This window comes from Micromonospora sp. NBC_01699 (genome assembly GCF_036250065.1).
In the GTDB taxonomy this organism is placed as follows: Bacteria; Actinomycetota; Actinomycetes; order Mycobacteriales; family Micromonosporaceae; genus Micromonospora_G.
The window spans coordinates 2,767,307-2,785,731 of the sequence record NZ_CP109199.1; the positions used below are offsets into that span (position 1 = coordinate 2,767,307).

Below are 18,425 nucleotides of genomic sequence, written 5' to 3' on the forward strand. Positions count from 1 at the left end.
CGACCATTCCACGCCACGAAACGGCGTGGAATGGTCGTGACCAATGGCCTTTCCGGTGTTCCGGACCGACTATCCGGTCGAGATGACCAATTCCTGGGAGCGGTGGTCGGACAGACCACGGGCGCTGCGGAACTCGTACGAGTGGACCCGGACGTCGGGGGAGACGAACGCCCAGTCGAGTCGCCACCACCGGGGCCAGTTGGACGACTCGGCCCAGCTCGTCGGGTAGAGCGACGACATGGCGTAGCTCGCGTCGCGCAGACTCTCGGGCAGCTTGCGTACGTCACCCATGGCCGGGCTGGTGTTGAGGTCGCCGGCCACCAGGACCGCGTTGTCGTTGGTTGCCACGTCGGCGGCCAAAGCCCGGAACTGCGGCTCGCGCTGGGCGCGCTGGTCTTTGACCACCAGGTAGAAGTCCGGGTCCAGCGGGCTGTCCTCGGGTGACAACTGCACCGGCAGGTGCACGTTGTACGTCGACAGCACCCGACCCGAGCCGAGATCCAGGTCGGTACGCAGCGACTTGTAGAGCCAGTGGTCGGTGCTGCCCGCCGTCGGCGGCGGCAGGTCGGGTGCGTCCAGCGGGATCTGTCGCAGGATCGGGAAGCGGGAGACGGTGATCAGCTCGCCGATGATCGCTATGTGGAATCCGGGAAACTCGGCCCGCAACCGGGTAGCGGTCGGGTCCAGCGGTTCCGGCGTCTTCTCGTACCAGTACTCCTGCAACAGGTAGATGTCGGCGTCCGCCTCCCGCAGGGTGCGGTAGAGCGCCTCGGTCTCGCCGCCCTCGTCCCAGTAGCCGGTGTTCCAGGAGAAGACCCGGATCGCGTCCGCCGGAGCGGGACCGTCCCCACCGCCGAACCGCTGCACGTTGATCCCGGACAGGGGGGCGCCGAGCAGCAGCGCGGCGGCGGCGAGCAGCGCCACCGGGCCCCGCGACCGGCGGCACGGGGCCGCACCGACCGCCAACAGCACCGGGATGACCAGGAAGAACACCGGGGGAATGGCGTCCACGGCGAGCCACAGCCACCACTGGCCGCTGAGCACGAGGTGGGCCACGACGAAGGCCAGCCACAGCGCACCGGCGGCGACCAGGGCGGAGTAGAGCCACCAGCGCCAGCCGCGTCGCCTGGCCGGCGGCGCCGGCTGCCGGACCGGCGCCTCCGGCGCGATGACCGTCACGCCGTACCTCCCCGGGTGTCTGTCTCGGACATGGATGCGACGGTACCGATCGTCATGGAACCCCTTCTGAACCGGCCCTGGATGCAACCTTGACTACGGTCGGCGACCCGTGGGTGTGATCACGTCCGGTGGGCGTCGACGCAGGTGGAACGGCAGGTAGCCGAGCCCGGCCAGCCCGATCAGCACGTACAGGTTGCTGTAGACCAGGCCCCAGCCCCGGAAGTGCAGGTCCCAGCCCTGGATCCCGACCAGCACCCAGCTCGTGCTCGCCACCAGGACGAGCCAGACCGAGGCCGCGACCGCGAGCCCTGTCCGGTTGCCGGTGGACCGGCTCCGCTCGACCAGCAGGACCAGCGCCGGCACGGCCCAGACCCAGTGGTGGTGCCAGGAGACCGGGGAGACCAGCAGCCCGGTCGCCGCGCAGGCCAGTACCCCGAGCAGGGGCTCGCCGGAGCGTACGCACCAGGCGGCGAGGGCGATGCCCGCCGCCGCGACCAGCGCGGCCAGGGGCAGCCAGACCGTGGACACCCCGGCCGAGTCGGCCAGCCGGGCCAGCGCGCCGTGCAGCGATTGGTTCAGAATCGTACGGGGGTCGCCCGTTACCCGGGAGGAGTCGAGCAGCGTGCCGCCCCAGAACCGCGCCGAGTCCGCCGGTCGCCAGGCGAAGCCGAGCGCGACCGTGGCGAGGAACCCGGCCACCGCCGTCGCCGCCGCCCGGAGCCGTCCGGTGGCGAGCAGGAACAGCACGAAGATCAACGGGGTCAGCTTCAGTCCGGCGGCCAACCCGACACCGAGGCCGTACCACCGGCGGGTGGGGTCACCGGTCAGGTCGACCAGCACGATCAGCATCAGGAACAGGCCCACCTGACCGGCCTGGAGGTGACCCGAGACGGCGAAGATCGGCATTGCGACCGCGGTGCCGACCAGCGCTGCCACGGTACGGCGGTCGGCCGTGGGGGCAGCCGACCGCCGGGTCACCTGGATTACGGCGACCAGCGCAAGGACCGAGGCGAACGTCCAGACCGCGATGGCGAGGTCCGGCCCGACGTACGCGAGTGGTTGGAACAGCAGCGCCGCGAACGGCGGGTACGTGAAGCCCAGCGCGATGCCGTCGGTGCCCCGTACGGCAGCGTCGTACAGGTTGCCGTCCGCGCTCGCGGCGGCCAGCGCGCCCGTACGGTATGCGGCGAGGTCCCACCAGAACTGCCCGGTGGCCCGGTGTACCGCGAACGCCGCGGCGGCGATCAGCGCTGCGAGCGCCACCGGGGCGACCGTCGCGGGTGTCAGCCGGGATCGCAGCCGACCCGGCGCCCGGGTGATCAGAGAAGGCATCAGCACCGGATCTCCCTCCGTCGCCGGGCGAGAAAACGGTAGCGAGCGCTGCCCTACTCTTCCTGGAACCGACCTGGATTACCCAGCGTCGCCCAACGTCGCGTCAGCTTGGAGCGGGCCCCCGCACTCCGCGTCGAGGAATCTCAGCCAGCGGCTGGTGACGCCGAACGTGTCGCTGCTGCCGTCGCAGAAGATCGTCCGGCCGCCGACGACGTCCTCGAAGGTGTTGGAGCTGTAGTAGAAGTAGCTGCACTGGTATCCGGCGCGGCAGTACGGGATCGCCTGCGCCGGAGAGGCCGGGGCGAAAATGACGGCGGTGGCGGTGCCGGCGGTGACCGCCAGCATGGCGAGGGACCGGCGGATGCCGACGGTACGACGGGACATGTTTCCTCCCCAAGTTTGTCCACATCGGATAGTGGACACCACCCCATTCTGCTGCGGGGATCGATCAGGTGCAATGGCTTGCCCGCCCGCCCCGCCCCCGCCCCGCCCCGCAGCGCCGCGCCGATCATGGAGATGTGGCGGGTGACAAACCGACCGTCGTGGCAGTAGACGGGCGCCACAACTGCATGATCGATAGGGCTTGGGCCCTGACCCCGCCGTTCCGGGTCAGTGCTGGTGGCGAAGATCAACGACTTCGGGACGAGATACGGTGTGAGTTCTGACGGGTCTGGTGGGTGTGAAGATCGGCGGGACTAGCCTGGTGATCCCCCGCCGAAGGAGCACCGATGACCACGACCCGCGACGAGCCGGCCGGTGAGCTGGTGCGGTACGGCCAGCCGGCCGGCCGCTGGGTGCTGTTCGCCACCGTGCTCGGCTCCGGTCTGGCCTTCATCGACGCGACCGTGGTCAACATCGCGCTGCCCCGGATCGGTGACGACTTCGACGCCGGTGCGGCGTCGCTCCAGTGGACCGTCAACGGCTACACCCTGAGCCTGGCCGCGCTGATCCTGCTCGGCGGGTCGCTCGGCGACCGGTTCGGCCGCCGCCGGATCTTCGTCCTCGGCATCACCTGGTTCGCGGCGGCCTCGCTGCTCTGCGGGCTGGCGCCGAACGTCGAGATCCTGGTCGCGGCGCGCGTTCTCCAGGGCATCGGCGGCGCCCTGCTCACCCCGGGGGCGCTGGCCATCCTCGGCGCGTCGTTCCACCCGGACGACCGGGCGAAGGCGATCGGTGCCTGGTCCGGGCTCGGCGGTATCGCGGGGGCCCTCGGGCCGTTCCTCGGCGGTTGGCTGGTCGAGTCCGCGAGCTGGCGACTGGTGTTCCTGATCAACGTACCGCTGGCCGCGATCGTGGCGCTGGTCGCGCTCCGGCACGTACCGGAGTCGCGTGACCCGGACGCGCCGGACCATCTCGACGTCGTCGGGGTGCTCACCGGCGCGGCCGGTCTCGCCGGACTGACGTACGGCTTCACCGCCTGGCCGGCGGCCGGACCGACCTCGCCGACGGTGCTCGGTGCGCTGGCCGTCGGCGTCGCCGGCATGGTCGGCTTCGTCGTCACCGAGCGGCGGTCGCCGCACCCGATGCTGCCGTTGGAGGTGTTCTCCATCCGGGCGTTCAGCGCGGTGAACCTGGTGACGTTCGCCGTGTACGCCGCGCTCGGCGGGGTGTTCTTCCTGGTGGTGCTGAACCTCCAGGTGGTCGTGGGGTTCAGCCCGCTGGCGGCCGGAACCGCGATGCTGCCGGTGACCGTGCTGATGTTGCTGCTCTCGGCGCAGGCCGGTGCGCTCGGGCAGCGCATCGGCCCACGGATCCCGATGACCGTCGGCCCGGTCGTCTGCGCGGTGGCGCTGGTGCTGCTCGCCGGTGTCGGACCGGGCACGAGCTACCTCAGCGGTGTGCTGCCGGCGGTGCTGCTGCTCGGTCTGGGACTGTCGCTGACCGTGGCGCCGCTGACCGCCACCGCGCTCGGCTCGGTCGACGAACGCCACGCCGGAATCGCCAGCGGGGTGAACAACGCGGTGGCCCGCGCGGCCGGACTGCTCGCCGTCGCGGTCCTGCCGCTGGCCGCCGGCATCGGCACCGGCAGCCTGACCGCCGCGGCCGAACTCGGGCCGGTCTACCGGACCTCGATGCTGATCTGCGCGGGGCTGCTGCTGCTCGGCGCGGTGATCAGCCTGGTCGGGATCCCGTCCCGGCTCGCCGCCCCGGACGGGCCGCCCGCGACCGGCGCCGGGCCCGTCCAACCGGCCGGGTCCGCCGAGCAGGCCCCGACCAGCCCGGTACGGGTGCACTGTGCCGTCGCCGGCCCACCCCTGCACCCACGGCCCGACGTGCCGGCGCCCACCCCCTGACGGCGGCTCGCATCACCCCCCGGTATCCGCCCGCGACCGGCGGCGGCGCAGGCCCGGACCGGGGCGCGGCACCACGTCCCGCGGCCTGGTCACCTCGTGTCCGTCGGCGCAGCGCAGCTCGACGCGTACCGGGGACTCGCAGTCGCGGTGCACGGCCAGCAGGGGAGAGCCCTCGGGGTCGGCGAGGTAGCGGTCGCCCCAGGTCAGCAGGGCCACCAGCATCGGCCAGAGGTCCAGGCCCTTGTCGGTGAGCCGGTACTCGTGCCGCAGCCGGGCGCCCGGCTCGCGGTAGGGCTCGCGGCGCAGCAGCCCCTCGTCGACGAGCTTCGCCAGCCGGTTGGTCAGCACCTGGCGGGGGATTCCGGTCCGTTCCCGCATGTCGTCGAAGCGCCGTACGCCGGTGAAGACCTCGCGGAGCACCACCACGGTCCAGCGCTCACCGAGGATCTCCATCGCCCGCGCGATGGTGCAGTTGTCCAGTTCCCAGTCCATAACCGTCGGTGTCACCCCGCCAGGCTAGGTCTCGTTGACAGACTCAGCAACGCCTGCGAGGCTGCGTCTGTGACTCAGACTCAGCCTCGAAGCCGTACCTTCTCCTGGTCCGACCCCTCGATCAACGCGGCGAGCCTGGGCCGGCGCAGCGGCCTGGACGTACTCCGCTCCATGATCGCCGGCGAGTTGCCGCCACCCCCGGTGATGCACCTGATCGACATGACCCGGCTGACCGCCGAGGAGGGCCGGGTGGTGGTGGAGATGGAGGTCCAGGAGTTCCACTACAACCCGCTCGGCAGCGTGCACGGCGGCGTGCTCTCCACCCTGCTCGACACCGCCGCCGGGTGTGCGGTGCACAGCACCCTGCCGGCCGGCGTCGGATACACCTCGCTCGATCTCAACGTGAAGTTCCTCCGCCCGGCCACCGTCGGCTCCGGCGTGCTGCGCTGCGAGGGCACCGTGTTGCAGCGCGGTCGGCGTACGGCACTGGCCGAGGCGCGGGTGCTCGACGGCGCCGACCGGCTGATCGCCCACGCCACCTCCACCTGCCTGCTCTTCGAACTGGAACCGGCGGCGAGCTGACCGGGCGGACCACCGGGGGCGGATCCCGCACCCCCGGTGGTCCGGGTCGGTCAGACGGCGGGGAAGGAGATGCTCACCGTCCCCTGCGCGGGGATCGTCACGGCGGTGGCGCTGGCCAGGTCCGTGCCGCCGTACCAGCGGGTGGAACCGCAGGTCAGCTCGATCTTGACCTTCTGGCCGCCGAGGATCCGCAGCGGCGTACCCGAGGTCGGGCTGTAGTTGTGCACCAGGCCGGCCCCGTCGCTGGTCACCGCGTTGCGGACCACCAGCCGGCACACCCCCGGCTCACCCGGAGCCGTGACCACCAGGTTCGTCCCCTGCGTGAGGGTGTGGTCGAAATCGGTGGTGGCGCCGGCCTGCACCGACACCGGGTCGGCGTTGAGCCGGTTGCCGACCGTACCGCTCCACTGGTACGCGTGATCGGCCGCGCTGAACAGCAACGGCCACTCGTACGGCCCCAGCCAGTCGATCTCGTAGCTGCCGTCGGCGGCCACCTGACTGCCCCGGTTGCCGTGCCCGCTGCCGGACAGGTCGGGGCCGGCGATGCTCACCGACCCAGCCTGCACCGGCGCACCGGTCGCACCGGTGACCGTCCCGCTGATGGTGCCCCGGGGATCCAGTTTGATCTTCGGTACGGCCCTGACCTCACCGGCCGCCACGGTCACCCGACGGGCGGTCTGCTGCGTACCCGTTCCGCCGGTCGACCCGACCCACTGCGCGCCGTAGTCGCTGCCGGGTTCCGGGAGAACGAGCAGGTTGTAGGCCCCCGACTCGGACACCCGCAGCGTGGCCGCGCCGGTCGGATCGCTCACGCCGGAACAACCGCCGGGGAAGGGGAACGTCTTGACCGGCAGCGCGACGACGCAGATGTCCCCGACCGGGGCACCACTGGCCCGGTCGGTGACCCTCGTGGTGATCCGGGCGTACGGACGCAGCGTCAACTCCACGTCGGTCTGTTCCCCGGCCACCACCGTCACCGTCGCCGCGTTGCCGACGTACGGATGGTTCTCCCCGCTCGCGGAGATGACGTGCGAGCCGGCCGGTACCTCGTCGATAACGACCGCCCCGCCGGTCGAGGCGCCACCACGGCCGAGCACGGTCGCGAAGAAGTCCGGTACGACCGCACCGGTGACGCTGTCCCGAGCGGTGATCCGCACCGAACCGGTGGGCAGGCGGCTGTCGTCCACGGTGGTGGTCTGGTTGGCGGCGACGGTGATCGGATCGGCGGCAGCCTCGGTGAGCTTGCCGTGGGCGTACTGGTCGAGGCCGCTCTGCCAGTCGGTGAACCGTACCCGGTAGTCGCCGTGCAGCACCCCGTCGATCCGGTAGCGGCCGTCGGCCGTGGTCGAACCCGACAGGTACTCGTTCCGCTCGACGTCGAAGACCGTCACCGAGATCCCGGCCATGCCGTTGCCGGCGGCGTCGGTGAAGCGCCCGTCCACCGAACCGGTCGGCAGCAGTTGCTCGTCGTGGGTGGTCACCGTGTCGGCGCTGACCGCGAACGATCCCGCCGTCTCCCTCGACCGGGCCTGCGGCGCCCACTGCCTCGCCCCGGAGGGCAGTAGGAAGAGCAACCTGTAGCTACCCGGCGCCAGGTTGTCGATCCGGTAGTGTCCGAACCCGTCGGTGAGGGCGCTGCCGCTGTCGTCGTCGCCGTCCGCCTGGACCACCCAGTACGCCGCCTGGGTCCCGCCGGGCCTGGTCAACCGGCCCGCGATCGAGCCGGTGGGCGACTGCGCGTCGTTGACCACCACGGTCCCGCCCGCCGGCACCGGGCCGGTCGCCGGGGCGGCGTAAGCCGGCGGTACCGCGACGACGGTCGCGACGAGCAGCGTCACGACCAACGATCCGATTCTGCGCAACTGCGATCTCTTCATGTGTCCTCGTGAGGTGAGGGAACAGGGGCAGGGTGCGCGGGTTCGCGGTACCCGTGCGCCGGCATGCTAACCAACCACCCCGACACTGTGGACGGTCGTCGGGACCGACCCGGCCTACCTCAGCTCGGACAGGGCGTCGACCAGCCGGGACATGCTCCGGTGCAGGTCCGGGTCGGGCAGGTGACCGAACCCGAGGACCAGTGCCGGCGGCGTCACCCGGCCGGAGAAGTGGTACGGCGCCAGCGTGGACACCCGTACGCCGTGGGCCAGCACCCGGGCGGCGACCTGCTGGGCGTCGAACCGCTCCGGCAGGTACAGCACCTCGGTGTTGACCGCGTACGGTGCGCCGAGGCGGATCCGGCGTACCGGGGCGAGCGCGGACTCGACGATCCGGCGGCGGGCGGCGTAGCGGCGGCCGAGCCGGTGCATCAGTCGGACGATCACCCCGTCACGCAGCAGCGACGCCAGGGCGAGCTGGGTCAGGTAGGGCGGCGCGACCGCGTACTCGCCGAGGTGTCGGGCGACGGTGGCGGTGAGTTCGCGGGGGACGAGCGCGTAACCGAGGTTCAGGGCCGGGGTGAGCAACTCACAGAAGCCGCCGACCAAAATCGACCGGGCACCGGCGGTGCCGTACAGCCGGGGTAGCTGGCTCACCTCGGGCCGGAAGACCGGGTCGCAGGCGATCTCGACCACGTGGCCGCCGGTGCTCGTCGCCCAGGCCAGGGCGGCCCGGCGCCGCTCGGCGGAGAGCACGTGGCCGAGCGGCACCTGGGCGTCGGCGCTGAGCACCACCGCGCGGCAGTTCGGCCCGACCGCGTCGAGCCTGGCCCCCTCGGCGTCCACCGGCAGCGCGGCCGGTCGCTCCGAGTCCCCGGCGGCGGCCCGGTGCAGGGCCGGCGGCACCGGCTCCTCGATCGCCACCTGGCGTCCGTGCAGGCCCAACGCGTCCAGCACCAGCCGGAGGCCGGCGGCGGTTCCACCGGTGATCACCACGTCCCGCCCGGCCAGCGGCACCCCACGGCTGCCTGCGAGGTGCTCGGCGACGGCCCGGCGCAGCTCGGGCAGGCCCAGGGTGGGCAGTGACTGGGCCGGTGGCCGGTTGAAGCTCGCCCGCCGCCAGGCCGCCCGCCAGGCCGGCAGCGGACATGCCTCGATGTCCACCTGCCCCGGTCGCAGGTCGAGCACGGTCGGGCGGTCGGCCGGGGCCGGCGGGCGGGTCGCGGCGGTCCGCTCGGGCAGGCCGCGCGGGCGCCGTCCGGCGGCACCCCCGGCCCGTCCCGGTCCGCCGGACCCGTTCCCTGGCGCCGTCCGGCCGGCGACGTACGTTCCCGAACCCGGCTGGCTCTCCAGGTAACCCCTGGTGAACAGCAACTCGTACGCCGCCGTTGTCACGCCCCGGGAGACGCCGAGCAGCGCGGCGAGGGTACGGGTCGACGGCAACTGCGTACGGTGTGCCAGCAGCCCGTGCTCCACCGCCGTACCGACCTGGCTGGCGATCTGTTCGTGCAGTGGCTGCCGGGCCTGCCGGGTCACGGTGAGCGGAATGGTGAGGATGGCCTGGTGACGCATGAGATCTGTGTACGGAACTCGGGCTGCGGGCCGGTTGTGCACGGGTTGTGGCCCCGACGCCGGTCGGGGCGGCCGGTGTGCGGCGGCACCCCCGGCCCACCGCGCGGCGGATCTCCGACGATTGCTGTCCATCGATCCGGTCCGGCCACTATGCTGCGGGGGAAGACGACTTCGTGACGCGTGTCCGCACGCGGAAGGGGGGCCGTGGGGCGTATGTCGGCGGTCCCTGACCCCAACGTCCCGGCTCCGGCTCCGGCCCGGTTGGACCGGGCGACCCCGGTACGGCGGTTGATCCGCCTGCTCGGGCCGGTGGAGGTGCTCGGCCCGGCCGGTCCCGCGCTGCTCGTCGGCGCCCGCCAGCGTGCCGTGGTGGGACTGCTCGCGCTCAAGGCCGACACGGTCGTGCCGCAGTGGCGGCTGGTCGACGCGCTCTGGGGACAGCGCCCACCGCGTACGGCGATCAAGTCGTTGCACAGCCACGTCGCCCGGGTACGTCAGGCGCTGGCCCTCTGCGGCCTGCCGGACGTGCTGGTCACCCGCGAGTCCGGGTACACGCTGCGGCTGGATCCCGAGGCGGTCGACGCGGTCCGCTTCGAGGAGTACGCCCGCCGGGGCCGGGAGGAACTCGCCGCCGGGGCACCCGCGCGGGCCGCCGCCCACCTGCGCGAGGGCCTGAGCCTGTGGCGGCACGACGTCGCCCTCGCCGACGCCGAGCCGACCGGTTGGGGCGCGGCCGAGGTGGACCGCCTCTCCGAGGTGCGGCTCGCCGCGATCGAGGACCGGTGGGACGCCGAGCTGCGGTTGGGTCGGCACGTCGTCGTCGTCGGCGAACTGGAGCGGCTGCTGGTCGAGTACCCGTCCCGGGAACGCCTGGTCGGGCTGCTCATGTTGGCGCTGTACCGGTGTGGCCGGCAGACCGACGCGCTCGACGCCTACCAGCGGCTGCGGGTCGGTCTCGCGGACGAGTTCGGGGTCGACCCCGGTCCGGACCTGGCCCGGCTGCACACCCGCATCCTGCGCCGCGACCCGAGTCTCGACCCGGACCCGGAGCCGGACCCGCCCGCCGAGCCCGCTCCGGTGGCGGTCGTCGGCCCGGCCGCCCGGACCGACACCGGTGCGGCCCCGCCGATGTCGATGCCGACGCCGATGCAGCTACCGGCACCGGTCGGCTTCTTCACCGGACGGGGCGCGGAGCTGTCCACCCTGGACCGGCTGCTCGACGACCCCGACGGCGACCTCCCACTGGCGCTCATCTCCGGCCCGGCCGGCATCGGCAAGACCGCCCTGGTGGTGCAGTGGGGCCGGCGGGTGGCGCGCCACTTCCCGGACGGCCAGCTCTTTGTCGACCTGCGCGGGCACGAGCGGGGTTCGACCCTGTCGCCGGAGCACGCGCTGTCGCACATGCTGCGCAGCCTCGGCGTACCGGCGGACCGGATCCCGGCCGACCTGACCGAACAGGCGAGCCTCTACCGTTCGCTGCTGCACGGCCGGCGGATCCTGATCGTGCTGGACAACGCCGGCACCGCCGACGACGTACTGCCGCTGGTCCCCGGCAGCGCCGGCACCATGCTCGCGGTGACCAGCCGCAACGCGATGGCCGCCCTGAACACCCATCACGCGGTCTGCCCGGTCGACCTCGACGTGCTGCCCGACGCCGAGGCGCTGGCGGTGCTGCGGCGGCTGCTCGGCGCCGCGGCGGTGGAATCCGAGCCGGCGGCCGCGGCCGAACTGGTCCGGCTCTGCGACCGGATGCCGCTGGCCCTGCGGATCGCGGCGGCGAAGCTGGCCAGCCGACCCAACCGGACGATCAGCACGCTGGTGACCGAGCTGGCCGGGGCGAACCGGCTCGACGCGCTCACCGTGGACGGCGACTCGCGCAGCGTAAGGACGGTGTTCGCCAGCGCGTACCGGGCGCTGAGCGTTCCCGGCGCACGGCTGTTCCGCCTGCTCGGACTCCACCCCGGCCCGACCTTCCACACCCTGCTCGCCGCCGCCGTGGCCGATCTCGACCCGACCGAGGCACGCCGGATCGTCGACGAACTGGTGGTCGCCCACCTCGCCGTCGAAACCGGCGTGGACCACTACCGGTTCCACGACCTGATAGCGCTCTTCGCCCAGCAGTGCGCCACCGTGGACGAGACGCCCGCGCACCGGGACGAGGCCACCATACGGATCGTCGACTGGTACGTCGCCGTCGCCGCCGCCGCGAACCGGGTGCTCGATCCGGGGCGGGACCGGGTGGCTCCCGTACTGCGGTATCCGCCGGCCCAGCCGCCGTTCCCGGCCGAGCACCACGCGGCGCTCGGCTTCCTCGACGCCGAGCGCGGCAACCTGCTGCCGATCACCCGGTACGCGGCCGAGCACGGGTTGCCGACGGCCGCCTGGCAGCTCACGTACCTGCTGATCGGCTACTACGACTCCCGGGGACACTGGCCCGAGCGGGTGGAGATGTGCCGGTGGGGGGTGGCCGCTGCCCGGCAGGTCGGCGACCCGGCCACCGAGGGCCTGATGCTCAGTGGGCTCGGGGTCGCCCACATCATGGCCCGGCGCTTCGACGCGGCGCTGGAGGGCCTGCACGAGGCGTTGCCGTTGATGCTGGCCAGTGGCGACCAGCGGGGCGCGGGGCACGTGTACAACAACATCGCGGCGGCGTACAGCGGGCTGCGTCGGTTCGACGAGGCGGTCACCGCGTTCCGGCACGCGTTGGCCATCCACACCGCCAGCGGTTACCGCCTGGGCATCGCCCTGGCGCTCAACAACACCGGTCACACGTACGTCCGGATGGGGCGGCCGGAGCTGAGCGCGCCCGACCTGGCGGAGGCGCTGCGGATCAGCCGGGAGGTCGGCAACCCGAGGCTGGAGGCGGCGGTGCTGCACAGTCTCGGCGAGGCCGACCTCGGCCGGGGCGCGCTGGACGACGCGCTCGACCATCTCGGCCAGGCGCTGCTGGTCTACCGGGCGATCGACGACCGGCGCTACGAGGCGGAGACGATGAACGGGCTCGGGCTGACGTTGCTGCGCCGGGGGGACGTGGCGGCGGCGGTCGGCCCGTTGGAGCGGGCGCTGCTGCTCACCCGCGACCTTGCCGACCAGCACCTTGAGGCGGTCACCCGGCACAACCTGGGGCAGGTGCACCTGAGTGCCGGGGACCTCGCCGGGGCCGGCGACGAACTCCGGCACGCGCTCGCCCTGCGCGCCCGGATACCCGACCCGTACGAGGAGGCGCGGGTCCGCCGGCATCTCGGTGACCTGGCCCTGCGCCTCGGCGACCGGGCCGGCACCGAACACCACTGGCGGCTGGCGGTGGGGCTGTACCGCCGGGCGAGCGCGACCGCCGAGGCCGACGACCTTGCCGTGCGTCTCGACCTGGACGCACGGCCCGTCGTCGCTCCCGGTTCCTATTGAACGCCGCCCCTCGGTGGTGCCCCATCCTTGATCACCACGGTGGCCCGGCCCTGCCCGATCTCGCCGTAGGACGGGTCGGAGATGTGGACGTTGAACCATTCGTCGGGTTCGCGCACGGTGTCGGGCCGGATGTCCACCGGCACCTCCACGATGCGGGAGCCGGCCGGGATCGTCACCCGGCGTTGCTGGACCGCGGTGTAGTCGGCCGGTGCCACGGCGGTGCCGTCGGTGGTACGGAACGTCACGCTCACCGGCGTGGTGACCGGTTGCGACAGGGTCACCGTGACGATCGCCCTGCCCGGCAGCGCCTGCACGGACGGCGGGGTGTTGGCCGGCGTCTGCTCCCAGCAGATCGTTCCGTTGACCGAGACCACCACCTGCTCGTCCTCGGGGTCGCAGCAGGCGTGGCCGGTTGCCGGGGTCAGGCCCAGCAGCGCCGTGGGGACGACGACGGTGGCGGCGAGGCTGCCGACCCGCCAGCGCAGACGTGTCATCGGATCATCTCCTTCGATCTCCGGGTGTCACCATCATTAAGCCCTCCGGCGGTTGTGGCGCGGTTGTGACGCACATCGATACCCCTGGTGTCCAGGTCCACTACCTGTCGGAACTGGGCCGGGCACCGGTCCTGTCCGGTGTGACCCGGCTCGACCGATCCTGATCCCAGGCGGTGTCGAGGGGGACATCCGCCGCACGGCAGGCCGGAGGGGGTGAGCATGGTGACTGTGCCCTATCGGAACGCCTCGGAGGCAGAGCTCGGGGTGCGGGAATGGGTGGAGGGGACCGCCGTCTTCTCCTGGCTCGGCACCCCGACCTTCGGCGTGCCGGAGTGGCCGCCGCCCGACCGGTGCGACGGTGGCGTCCGGCGTGACGATCACGGGTCGGCCGGGCGGCGGCTGGCGCGCCGGCTCGTACGACGGTCGGGGCGGACCCGGTCGAGGCGGGGCCGGTCGGAATTCCCGATGCTGCCGGCGGTCGGTCGGCAGGTGCGATGGTGAGGGTCGCCCTGCCGCGACGGCGGTCGGTGCCGCACCGGCACCGACCGCCGTCGGCGTTCCCTCCGGGCCCCGGCCCGGTCCGTCCGTCCGCTCAGCGCCGCAGCATCGACAGCGCGTGCATGGCCGACCGTACGGCCATCACCCTGCCCATGCCCTTCGACGCGTACCGCAGCCCGCCGGATGCCTGGCGCATCGCACCCGGTACGTGCCCCATCACGCCCGACGCCTGGCGCATCGCGCCCGGCGCGTGCCGGATCGCGCCCGAGGCGTACCGCGAGGCGCTGGACCGGTGCTGCCGCAGGCCGACGGCCCGGCGCATGATGCCCCGGGCCACCTGGCCCGGCTTCTGCTGCTCCCCGGCGAGCGCGGTGACCACTATCAGCGCGCCGGTGAGCGCGGGAATCGCCCACTGGAGCACCCGGAGCTGCCGCTGGCTCGCCGCGATGTCCTTCGGGGTGGCGTGGTTCGGTTCGGTGATCCCGTCGACCGGCGAACCGCCGGCCCGTTGCAGTCTCATGCCGAGCATCCGGCTGTAGCCGGTCACCGCCAGCGCGGCCACCGTGAGCCCGGCCTTGACCAGGCTCATCTTGGCCACCCCGGCCTGGGCGACCACCCGTGGGCTCTCGGTCACCAGCTCACCGGCGGCACCGGCGACGTGGGCGCCGATCGCGGCGGCGTTGACCGGTGTCCACCGGGCCCAGCCGGCCGAGGCCACCCCGAGCCGTTCCTTCGAGTTGTCGACCCGCGCCGCCGCGCTGTTGACGCCGACCGCCCCCATCAGCGAACCGCCGAACCAGGCCGCCAACCCCAGATCGTGCATCGAGCGCAACACGGTGTGTCGTTCGGACATCTGATCCCTCCCACCTGGTGAGGACCGGCGCTTACCCGCCGGGCGCCGGGCTAACCCACCCGTGCGCGACGGTGGCCGGTCAGCGGCGGGGGTCGACGTGCACCTTGGGACCCGGTCCGGCGCCGTCGGGCAGCCTGCCGGCGAGCACCTCGGCGACCTGGTCCAACCCGATGGTGGCGGCGACCAGCGGTCGGGGGTCGACGGCCGAGCCGGCGTACCGCTCGATGGTGCCGGCGAGCCCGGCCGAGGCGCCGAGGATGCCGACCGCGGTCACGTCCTTGAGGACCAGCGTCCGGCTGTCGAGCCGGCTCGGGGTGCCGGCCAGGCCGACGTAGACGACCCGGCCGCCGGGTTCCACCAGGTCGAGCGCCAATGCCGGTACGGTCGGATCGTTGGACGCGTCGACCACCGCGTCCCAGGGCAGTTCGGGCAGCCGGTCGGCCTCCCACACCCCGGCGAAGCCCAGGTCGCGGGCGAACTCCAGGGACCGGGCGGACTTCCCCACGACGTGCACCTCGGCGCCCTCGGCGCGGGCGAACTCGGCCACCAACAGCCCGATCGTGCCCGGCCCGAGCACCAGCAGCCGGTCGCCCGGAGTGAGTGCGGCGGCGCGTACCGACCGCAGCGCGTTGCCGCCCGGCTCGACCAGTGCGCCGGCCGTGTCGTCCACCGCGTCCGGCAGCGGATGCAGGGCGCTCACCGGTACGGCCAGTTGCTCGGCCAGCGCACCGGCGAAACCGCCCCGGATGCCGATCTCGAACCGGTCGGCGCAGACGTGACCGAGGCCGGCCAGGCAGCGCCGGCAGTGGCCGCAGCCGAGCATCGTGTCGCCGGTGACCCGCCGGCCGACCCAGCCGGGATCGACGCCGTGACCCACCGCCGCAACCGTGCCGCACCACTCGTGGCCCAGTCGCATCGGGTACCGGGCGTGCCCCTGGTGCAGGTACGCCATCTCGCCGGTGAAGAACTCGACGTCGGTGCCGCAGACCCCGACTCGGGACACGTCGACCACCACCTGGCCCGGTCCCGCCTCGGGCGGCTCCACCTGCCGTACGTCGGCCCGGCGTGGGCCGGTGACCACGAACGCCCTCATCCCGACCGGCCTCTCCACGCCCCGATGGCGTTCCGGATCGTAGACTGGTGATCCAATAATTGAAAGGCGTTCACATGTCGGGGCAGCGCAGCGCGCAGTGGTACGGCGGCACCGACCGCAACGCCTACATCCACCGCGCCTGGATGCGTCGCGGCCTGCCGGCGCGCGCCTTCGACGGCCGCCCGCACATCGCCATCGCGAACACCGCCTCGGACCTCACCCCGTGCAACAGTCACCTGGACGAGGTGGCGCAGAGCGTCAAGCAGGGCGTGTACGAGGCCGGCGGCATTCCGCTGAACCTGCCCGTGGTGTCGCTCGGCGAGACGCAGGTACGCCCGACCGCGATGCTGTGGCGGAACATGGCCGCGATGGCGACCGAGGAGATGCTGCGGGCCAACCCGATCGACGGCGTCGTGCTGCTCGGTGGCTGCGACAAGACGATCCCGGCCCTGCTGATGGCCGCCGCCTCGGTCGACCTGCCCGCCGTCGTGGTCCCCGGCGGCCCGATGGCCACCGGCACGTTCCGCGGCGTGCCGCTGGGCTGCGGCACCGACGTCTGGAAGCTCTCCGAGGAGGTACGCGCCGGCACCCTGTCCCGGCAGGAGTTCCTCGGCTCCGAGTCATCCATGATCCGCAGTCGGGGGCACTGCAACACGATGGGCACCGCGTCCACGATGGCGCTGGTCGCGGAGGCGCTCGGCACCGTCATCCCCGGTCTGGCCGGCACCCCGGCCCCGGACAGCCGGCTGCTCGAAGGCGCGCACGACAGCGGCCGGCTCGCCGTGGAACTGGTCGCCGAGCAGCGCCGCCCCAGCGACCTGCTCACCCGTGGCTCGTTCCTGAACGCGATCGTCGCGCTGGCCGCCATCGGCGGCTCGACCAACGCGGTCGTGCACCTGCTCGCCATCGCCGGCCGGCTCGGCATCGAGCTGACCCAGGACGACTTCGACCGTACCGGTGGGGGTGTGCCGTTGCTGGTCGACCTCCAGCCGGCCGGCCGCTTCCTGATGGACGACCTGCATCGGGCCGGCGGCCTGCTGGCGGTGCTGCGCGAGGTCCGCGACCTGCTCGACCCGGACGCGCTCACGGTGACCGGCCGCCCGCTGGTCGACTACCTCGACGGGGCCCGGATCTGGGACCACGAGGTCATCCGGGTACGCGACCAGCCGCTGCTGGAGCACGCCGGGATCGCCGTGCTCCACGGCAACCTGGCCCCGTCCGGTGCGATCATCAAACCGGCGGCAGCCTCACCGCACCTGCTGCGCCACCGGGGTCGGGCGGTGGTCTTCGACTCGATCGAGGACCTGCACGCCCGGATCGACGACCCGGATCTCGACGTCGACGCCGACTCGGTGCTGGTGCTGCGCGGCTGTGGACCGCGCGGTTATCCGGGCATGCCCGAGGTGGCGAACCTGCCGCTGCCGGCCAAGCTGCTCCGGGCCGGAGTCCGCGACATGGTACGGATCTGCGACGGCCGGATGAGCGGCACCGCGTACGGCACGGTGGTGCTGCACGTCGCCCCGGAGGCCGCCGCCGGTGGCCCGCTGGCCAGGGTCCGTACCGGTGACGTGGTCGTGCTCGACGTCGCCGCCCGGCGGCTCGACGTGGACGTGCCGGCGCCGGAGTGGGAGCTGCGCCAGCCGGCGGCGGAGACCGTACGGGCGTTCGCCGCCCCGAAACGCGGTTGGGAACGGCTCTACGTCGACACCGTTCAGCAGGCCGACACCGGTGCCGACCTTGACTTCCTGATCGGTGCCAGCGGCGACCGGGTGGCGCGCGAGTCGCACTGACCCGCGCGCTCACCTGGCGTACAGGTTTCTTGAAGGTTTCTCCCGGTTCGGGGTGTTGGAATGGGGTGGGCCGCCGGGAGTAGGTCACCGACGGTGATCGGATCTCGGACCGAAGGAGCACCTGATGCGCTGGCTGTCCCGACGGCGGACGTCCGCCGACGTTCACACCCCGACCAAGCTCGACCGGGAGGGGACCGCCGCCGACCTGGCCGCGATCTCCGCGTTCATCGACGGCCGGCGCGGCGTCGAGCTGTACCTCGAACCGGAGACGACGGCCACCGACACGACAGTGGTCGCCATCGCCGACGACGGCGAGTGGATCCGCCGCCGGACCGGTTCTCCCCGGATCGCGCAGCGGCTGGCGCACCGGCACGCGGTGCCGCTCTACGAGGCGGCCCGGGTCGGCTACCCGGAGCGGATGCGGGCCTGGAACCGGCAGCACCCCGAGCGCCGGATGCGTTGACCGGCACCGTCAAGTGAAGATCATGTCGGCCGGGTGGGCGTACTAGAATCGCCCGGTGCGGGGGGATCCCACCCGCCCGTCGTGCCAGGGGAGCGATCAGGATGATCTTCATTACCGCAAAGTTCCGGGTGCTGCCGGAGCACGCCGACCGCTGGCCCGAGATCGCCGGTGACTTCACCCGCGCGACCCGTGGCGAGGACGGCTGCCTGTGGTTCGACTGGTCCCGCAGCATCGACGACCCGACCGAGTTTGTCCTGGTCGAGGCGTTCCGCGACGGCGACGCCGGTGCGGCGCATGTGCAGTCCGAGCACTTCCGGCAGGCGCAACGGACACTGCCCCAGTATCTGGCTGAAACACCTCGGATCGTCAACGCCACGGTGCCGCAGGACGACTGGTCCCCGCTCGGCGAGCTGGCCGTACCCGAGCGCGGCTGAGGTCGCCCCGGACCCACCCCTGGGGCATCGACGCGGAAACATCCGTGAATTTGATCCGATGCCCGGCAGA

16 protein-coding genes are annotated in these 18,425 nt (G+C 72.7%); 7 read left to right on the forward strand and 9 right to left on the reverse strand.

Annotated elements, in window-relative coordinates; translation table 11 throughout:
- Positions 1–69: 69 nt before the first annotated feature.
- The 3 genes from OG792_RS12460 to OG792_RS12470 form a co-directional block, all read right to left on the reverse strand.
- Positions 70–1,179, reverse strand: coding sequence for an endonuclease/exonuclease/phosphatase family protein (locus tag OG792_RS12460; RefSeq protein ID WP_329109580.1), 1,110 nt, complete (start codon positions 1,177–1,179; stop codon positions 70–72).
- A 93-nt stretch (positions 1,180–1,272) separates the two neighbouring features.
- Entirely contained in the window at positions 1,273–2,499 is a 1,227-nt protein-coding gene (locus OG792_RS12465; protein WP_442932467.1) for a glycosyltransferase 87 family protein, read from the reverse strand.
- Between the two features lie 90 nt (positions 2,500–2,589).
- On the reverse strand, positions 2,590–2,895 hold the full coding sequence (locus OG792_RS12470; RefSeq protein WP_329109581.1) for a DUF6289 family protein: 306 nt from the start codon (positions 2,893–2,895) through the stop codon (positions 2,590–2,592).
- 344 nt (positions 2,896–3,239) lie between these two features.
- Here OG792_RS12470 and OG792_RS12475 point away from each other — a divergent pair, with 344 nt between their 5' ends.
- The gene (locus OG792_RS12475) at positions 3,240–4,805 is read left to right on the forward strand and encodes an MFS transporter (RefSeq protein ID WP_329109582.1); all 1,566 of its coding nucleotides are present in this window, start codon (positions 3,240–3,242) and stop codon (positions 4,803–4,805) included.
- Positions 4,806–4,817: 12 nt separating this feature from the next.
- Here the strand turns inward: OG792_RS12475 and OG792_RS12480 are convergent, their stop codons facing one another.
- Positions 4,818–5,297, reverse strand: coding sequence for a winged helix-turn-helix transcriptional regulator (locus tag OG792_RS12480; protein WP_329111236.1), 480 nt, complete (start codon positions 5,295–5,297; stop codon positions 4,818–4,820).
- Positions 5,298–5,366: 69 nt separating this feature from the next.
- Here OG792_RS12480 and OG792_RS12485 point away from each other — a divergent pair, with 69 nt between their 5' ends.
- Positions 5,367–5,879, forward strand: a complete 513-nt coding sequence (locus OG792_RS12485) for a PaaI family thioesterase (RefSeq protein WP_329109583.1) — start codon at positions 5,367–5,369, stop codon at positions 5,877–5,879.
- A gap of 50 nt (positions 5,880–5,929) precedes the next feature.
- On the opposite strand, the gene OG792_RS12490 is transcribed toward OG792_RS12485, so the two are convergent.
- Together OG792_RS12490 and OG792_RS12495 are read right to left on the reverse strand one after the other, a co-directional pair.
- Positions 5,930–7,717: a carboxypeptidase regulatory-like domain-containing protein gene (locus OG792_RS12490; protein ID WP_329109584.1), complete on the reverse strand. Its 1,788-nt coding sequence runs from the start codon at positions 7,715–7,717 to the stop codon at positions 5,930–5,932.
- A 153-nt stretch (positions 7,718–7,870) separates the two neighbouring features.
- The gene (locus OG792_RS12495) at positions 7,871–9,325 is read right to left on the reverse strand and encodes an aminotransferase-like domain-containing protein (RefSeq protein WP_329109585.1); all 1,455 of its coding nucleotides are present in this window, start codon (positions 9,323–9,325) and stop codon (positions 7,871–7,873) included.
- A 213-nt stretch (positions 9,326–9,538) separates the two neighbouring features.
- Here OG792_RS12495 and OG792_RS12500 point away from each other — a divergent pair, with 213 nt between their 5' ends.
- Positions 9,539–12,730 (forward strand): AfsR/SARP family transcriptional regulator, encoded by a 3,192-nt coding sequence (locus tag OG792_RS12500; RefSeq protein WP_329109586.1) that lies wholly within the window; start codon positions 9,539–9,541, stop codon positions 12,728–12,730.
- On the opposite strand, the gene OG792_RS12505 is transcribed toward OG792_RS12500, so the two are convergent.
- Positions 12,724–13,224: a Calx-beta domain-containing protein gene (locus tag OG792_RS12505; protein WP_329109587.1), complete on the reverse strand. Its 501-nt coding sequence runs from the start codon at positions 13,222–13,224 to the stop codon at positions 12,724–12,726. The genes OG792_RS12500 and OG792_RS12505 overlap by 7 nt on opposite strands.
- Positions 13,225–13,443: 219 nt before the next feature.
- Here OG792_RS12505 and OG792_RS12510 point away from each other — a divergent pair, with 219 nt between their 5' ends.
- The gene (locus OG792_RS12510) at positions 13,444–13,725 is read left to right on the forward strand and encodes a hypothetical protein (protein WP_329109588.1); all 282 of its coding nucleotides are present in this window, start codon (positions 13,444–13,446) and stop codon (positions 13,723–13,725) included.
- Between the two features lie 91 nt (positions 13,726–13,816).
- Here OG792_RS12510 and OG792_RS12515 read toward each other — a convergent pair whose 3' ends face one another.
- Positions 13,817–14,575, reverse strand: a complete 759-nt coding sequence (locus OG792_RS12515) for a hypothetical protein (protein ID WP_329109590.1) — start codon at positions 14,573–14,575, stop codon at positions 13,817–13,819.
- Positions 14,576–14,654: 79 nt separating this feature from the next.
- Entirely contained in the window at positions 14,655–15,668 is a 1,014-nt protein-coding gene (locus OG792_RS12520) for a zinc-dependent alcohol dehydrogenase (RefSeq protein ID WP_329109592.1), read from the reverse strand.
- A gap of 74 nt (positions 15,669–15,742) precedes the next feature.
- On the opposite strand from OG792_RS12520, the gene OG792_RS12525 reads away from it, so the two are divergent.
- The 3 genes from OG792_RS12525 to OG792_RS12535 all read left to right on the forward strand — a co-directional run bounded on the left by OG792_RS12525 (position 15,743) and on the right by OG792_RS12535 (position 18,355).
- A complete protein-coding gene (locus OG792_RS12525; RefSeq protein WP_329109593.1) occupies positions 15,743–17,458 on the forward strand; it encodes a dihydroxy-acid dehydratase in 1,716 nt (571 codons plus the stop codon).
- A 124-nt stretch (positions 17,459–17,582) separates the two neighbouring features.
- Positions 17,583–17,921, forward strand: a complete 339-nt coding sequence (locus OG792_RS12530; protein ID WP_329109596.1) for a hypothetical protein — start codon at positions 17,583–17,585, stop codon at positions 17,919–17,921.
- A gap of 101 nt (positions 17,922–18,022) precedes the next feature.
- Complete coding sequence (locus OG792_RS12535; RefSeq protein WP_329109597.1) at positions 18,023–18,355, forward strand: putative quinol monooxygenase; 333 nt, start codon at positions 18,023–18,025, stop codon at positions 18,353–18,355.
- Positions 18,356–18,425 lie beyond the last annotated feature (70 nt).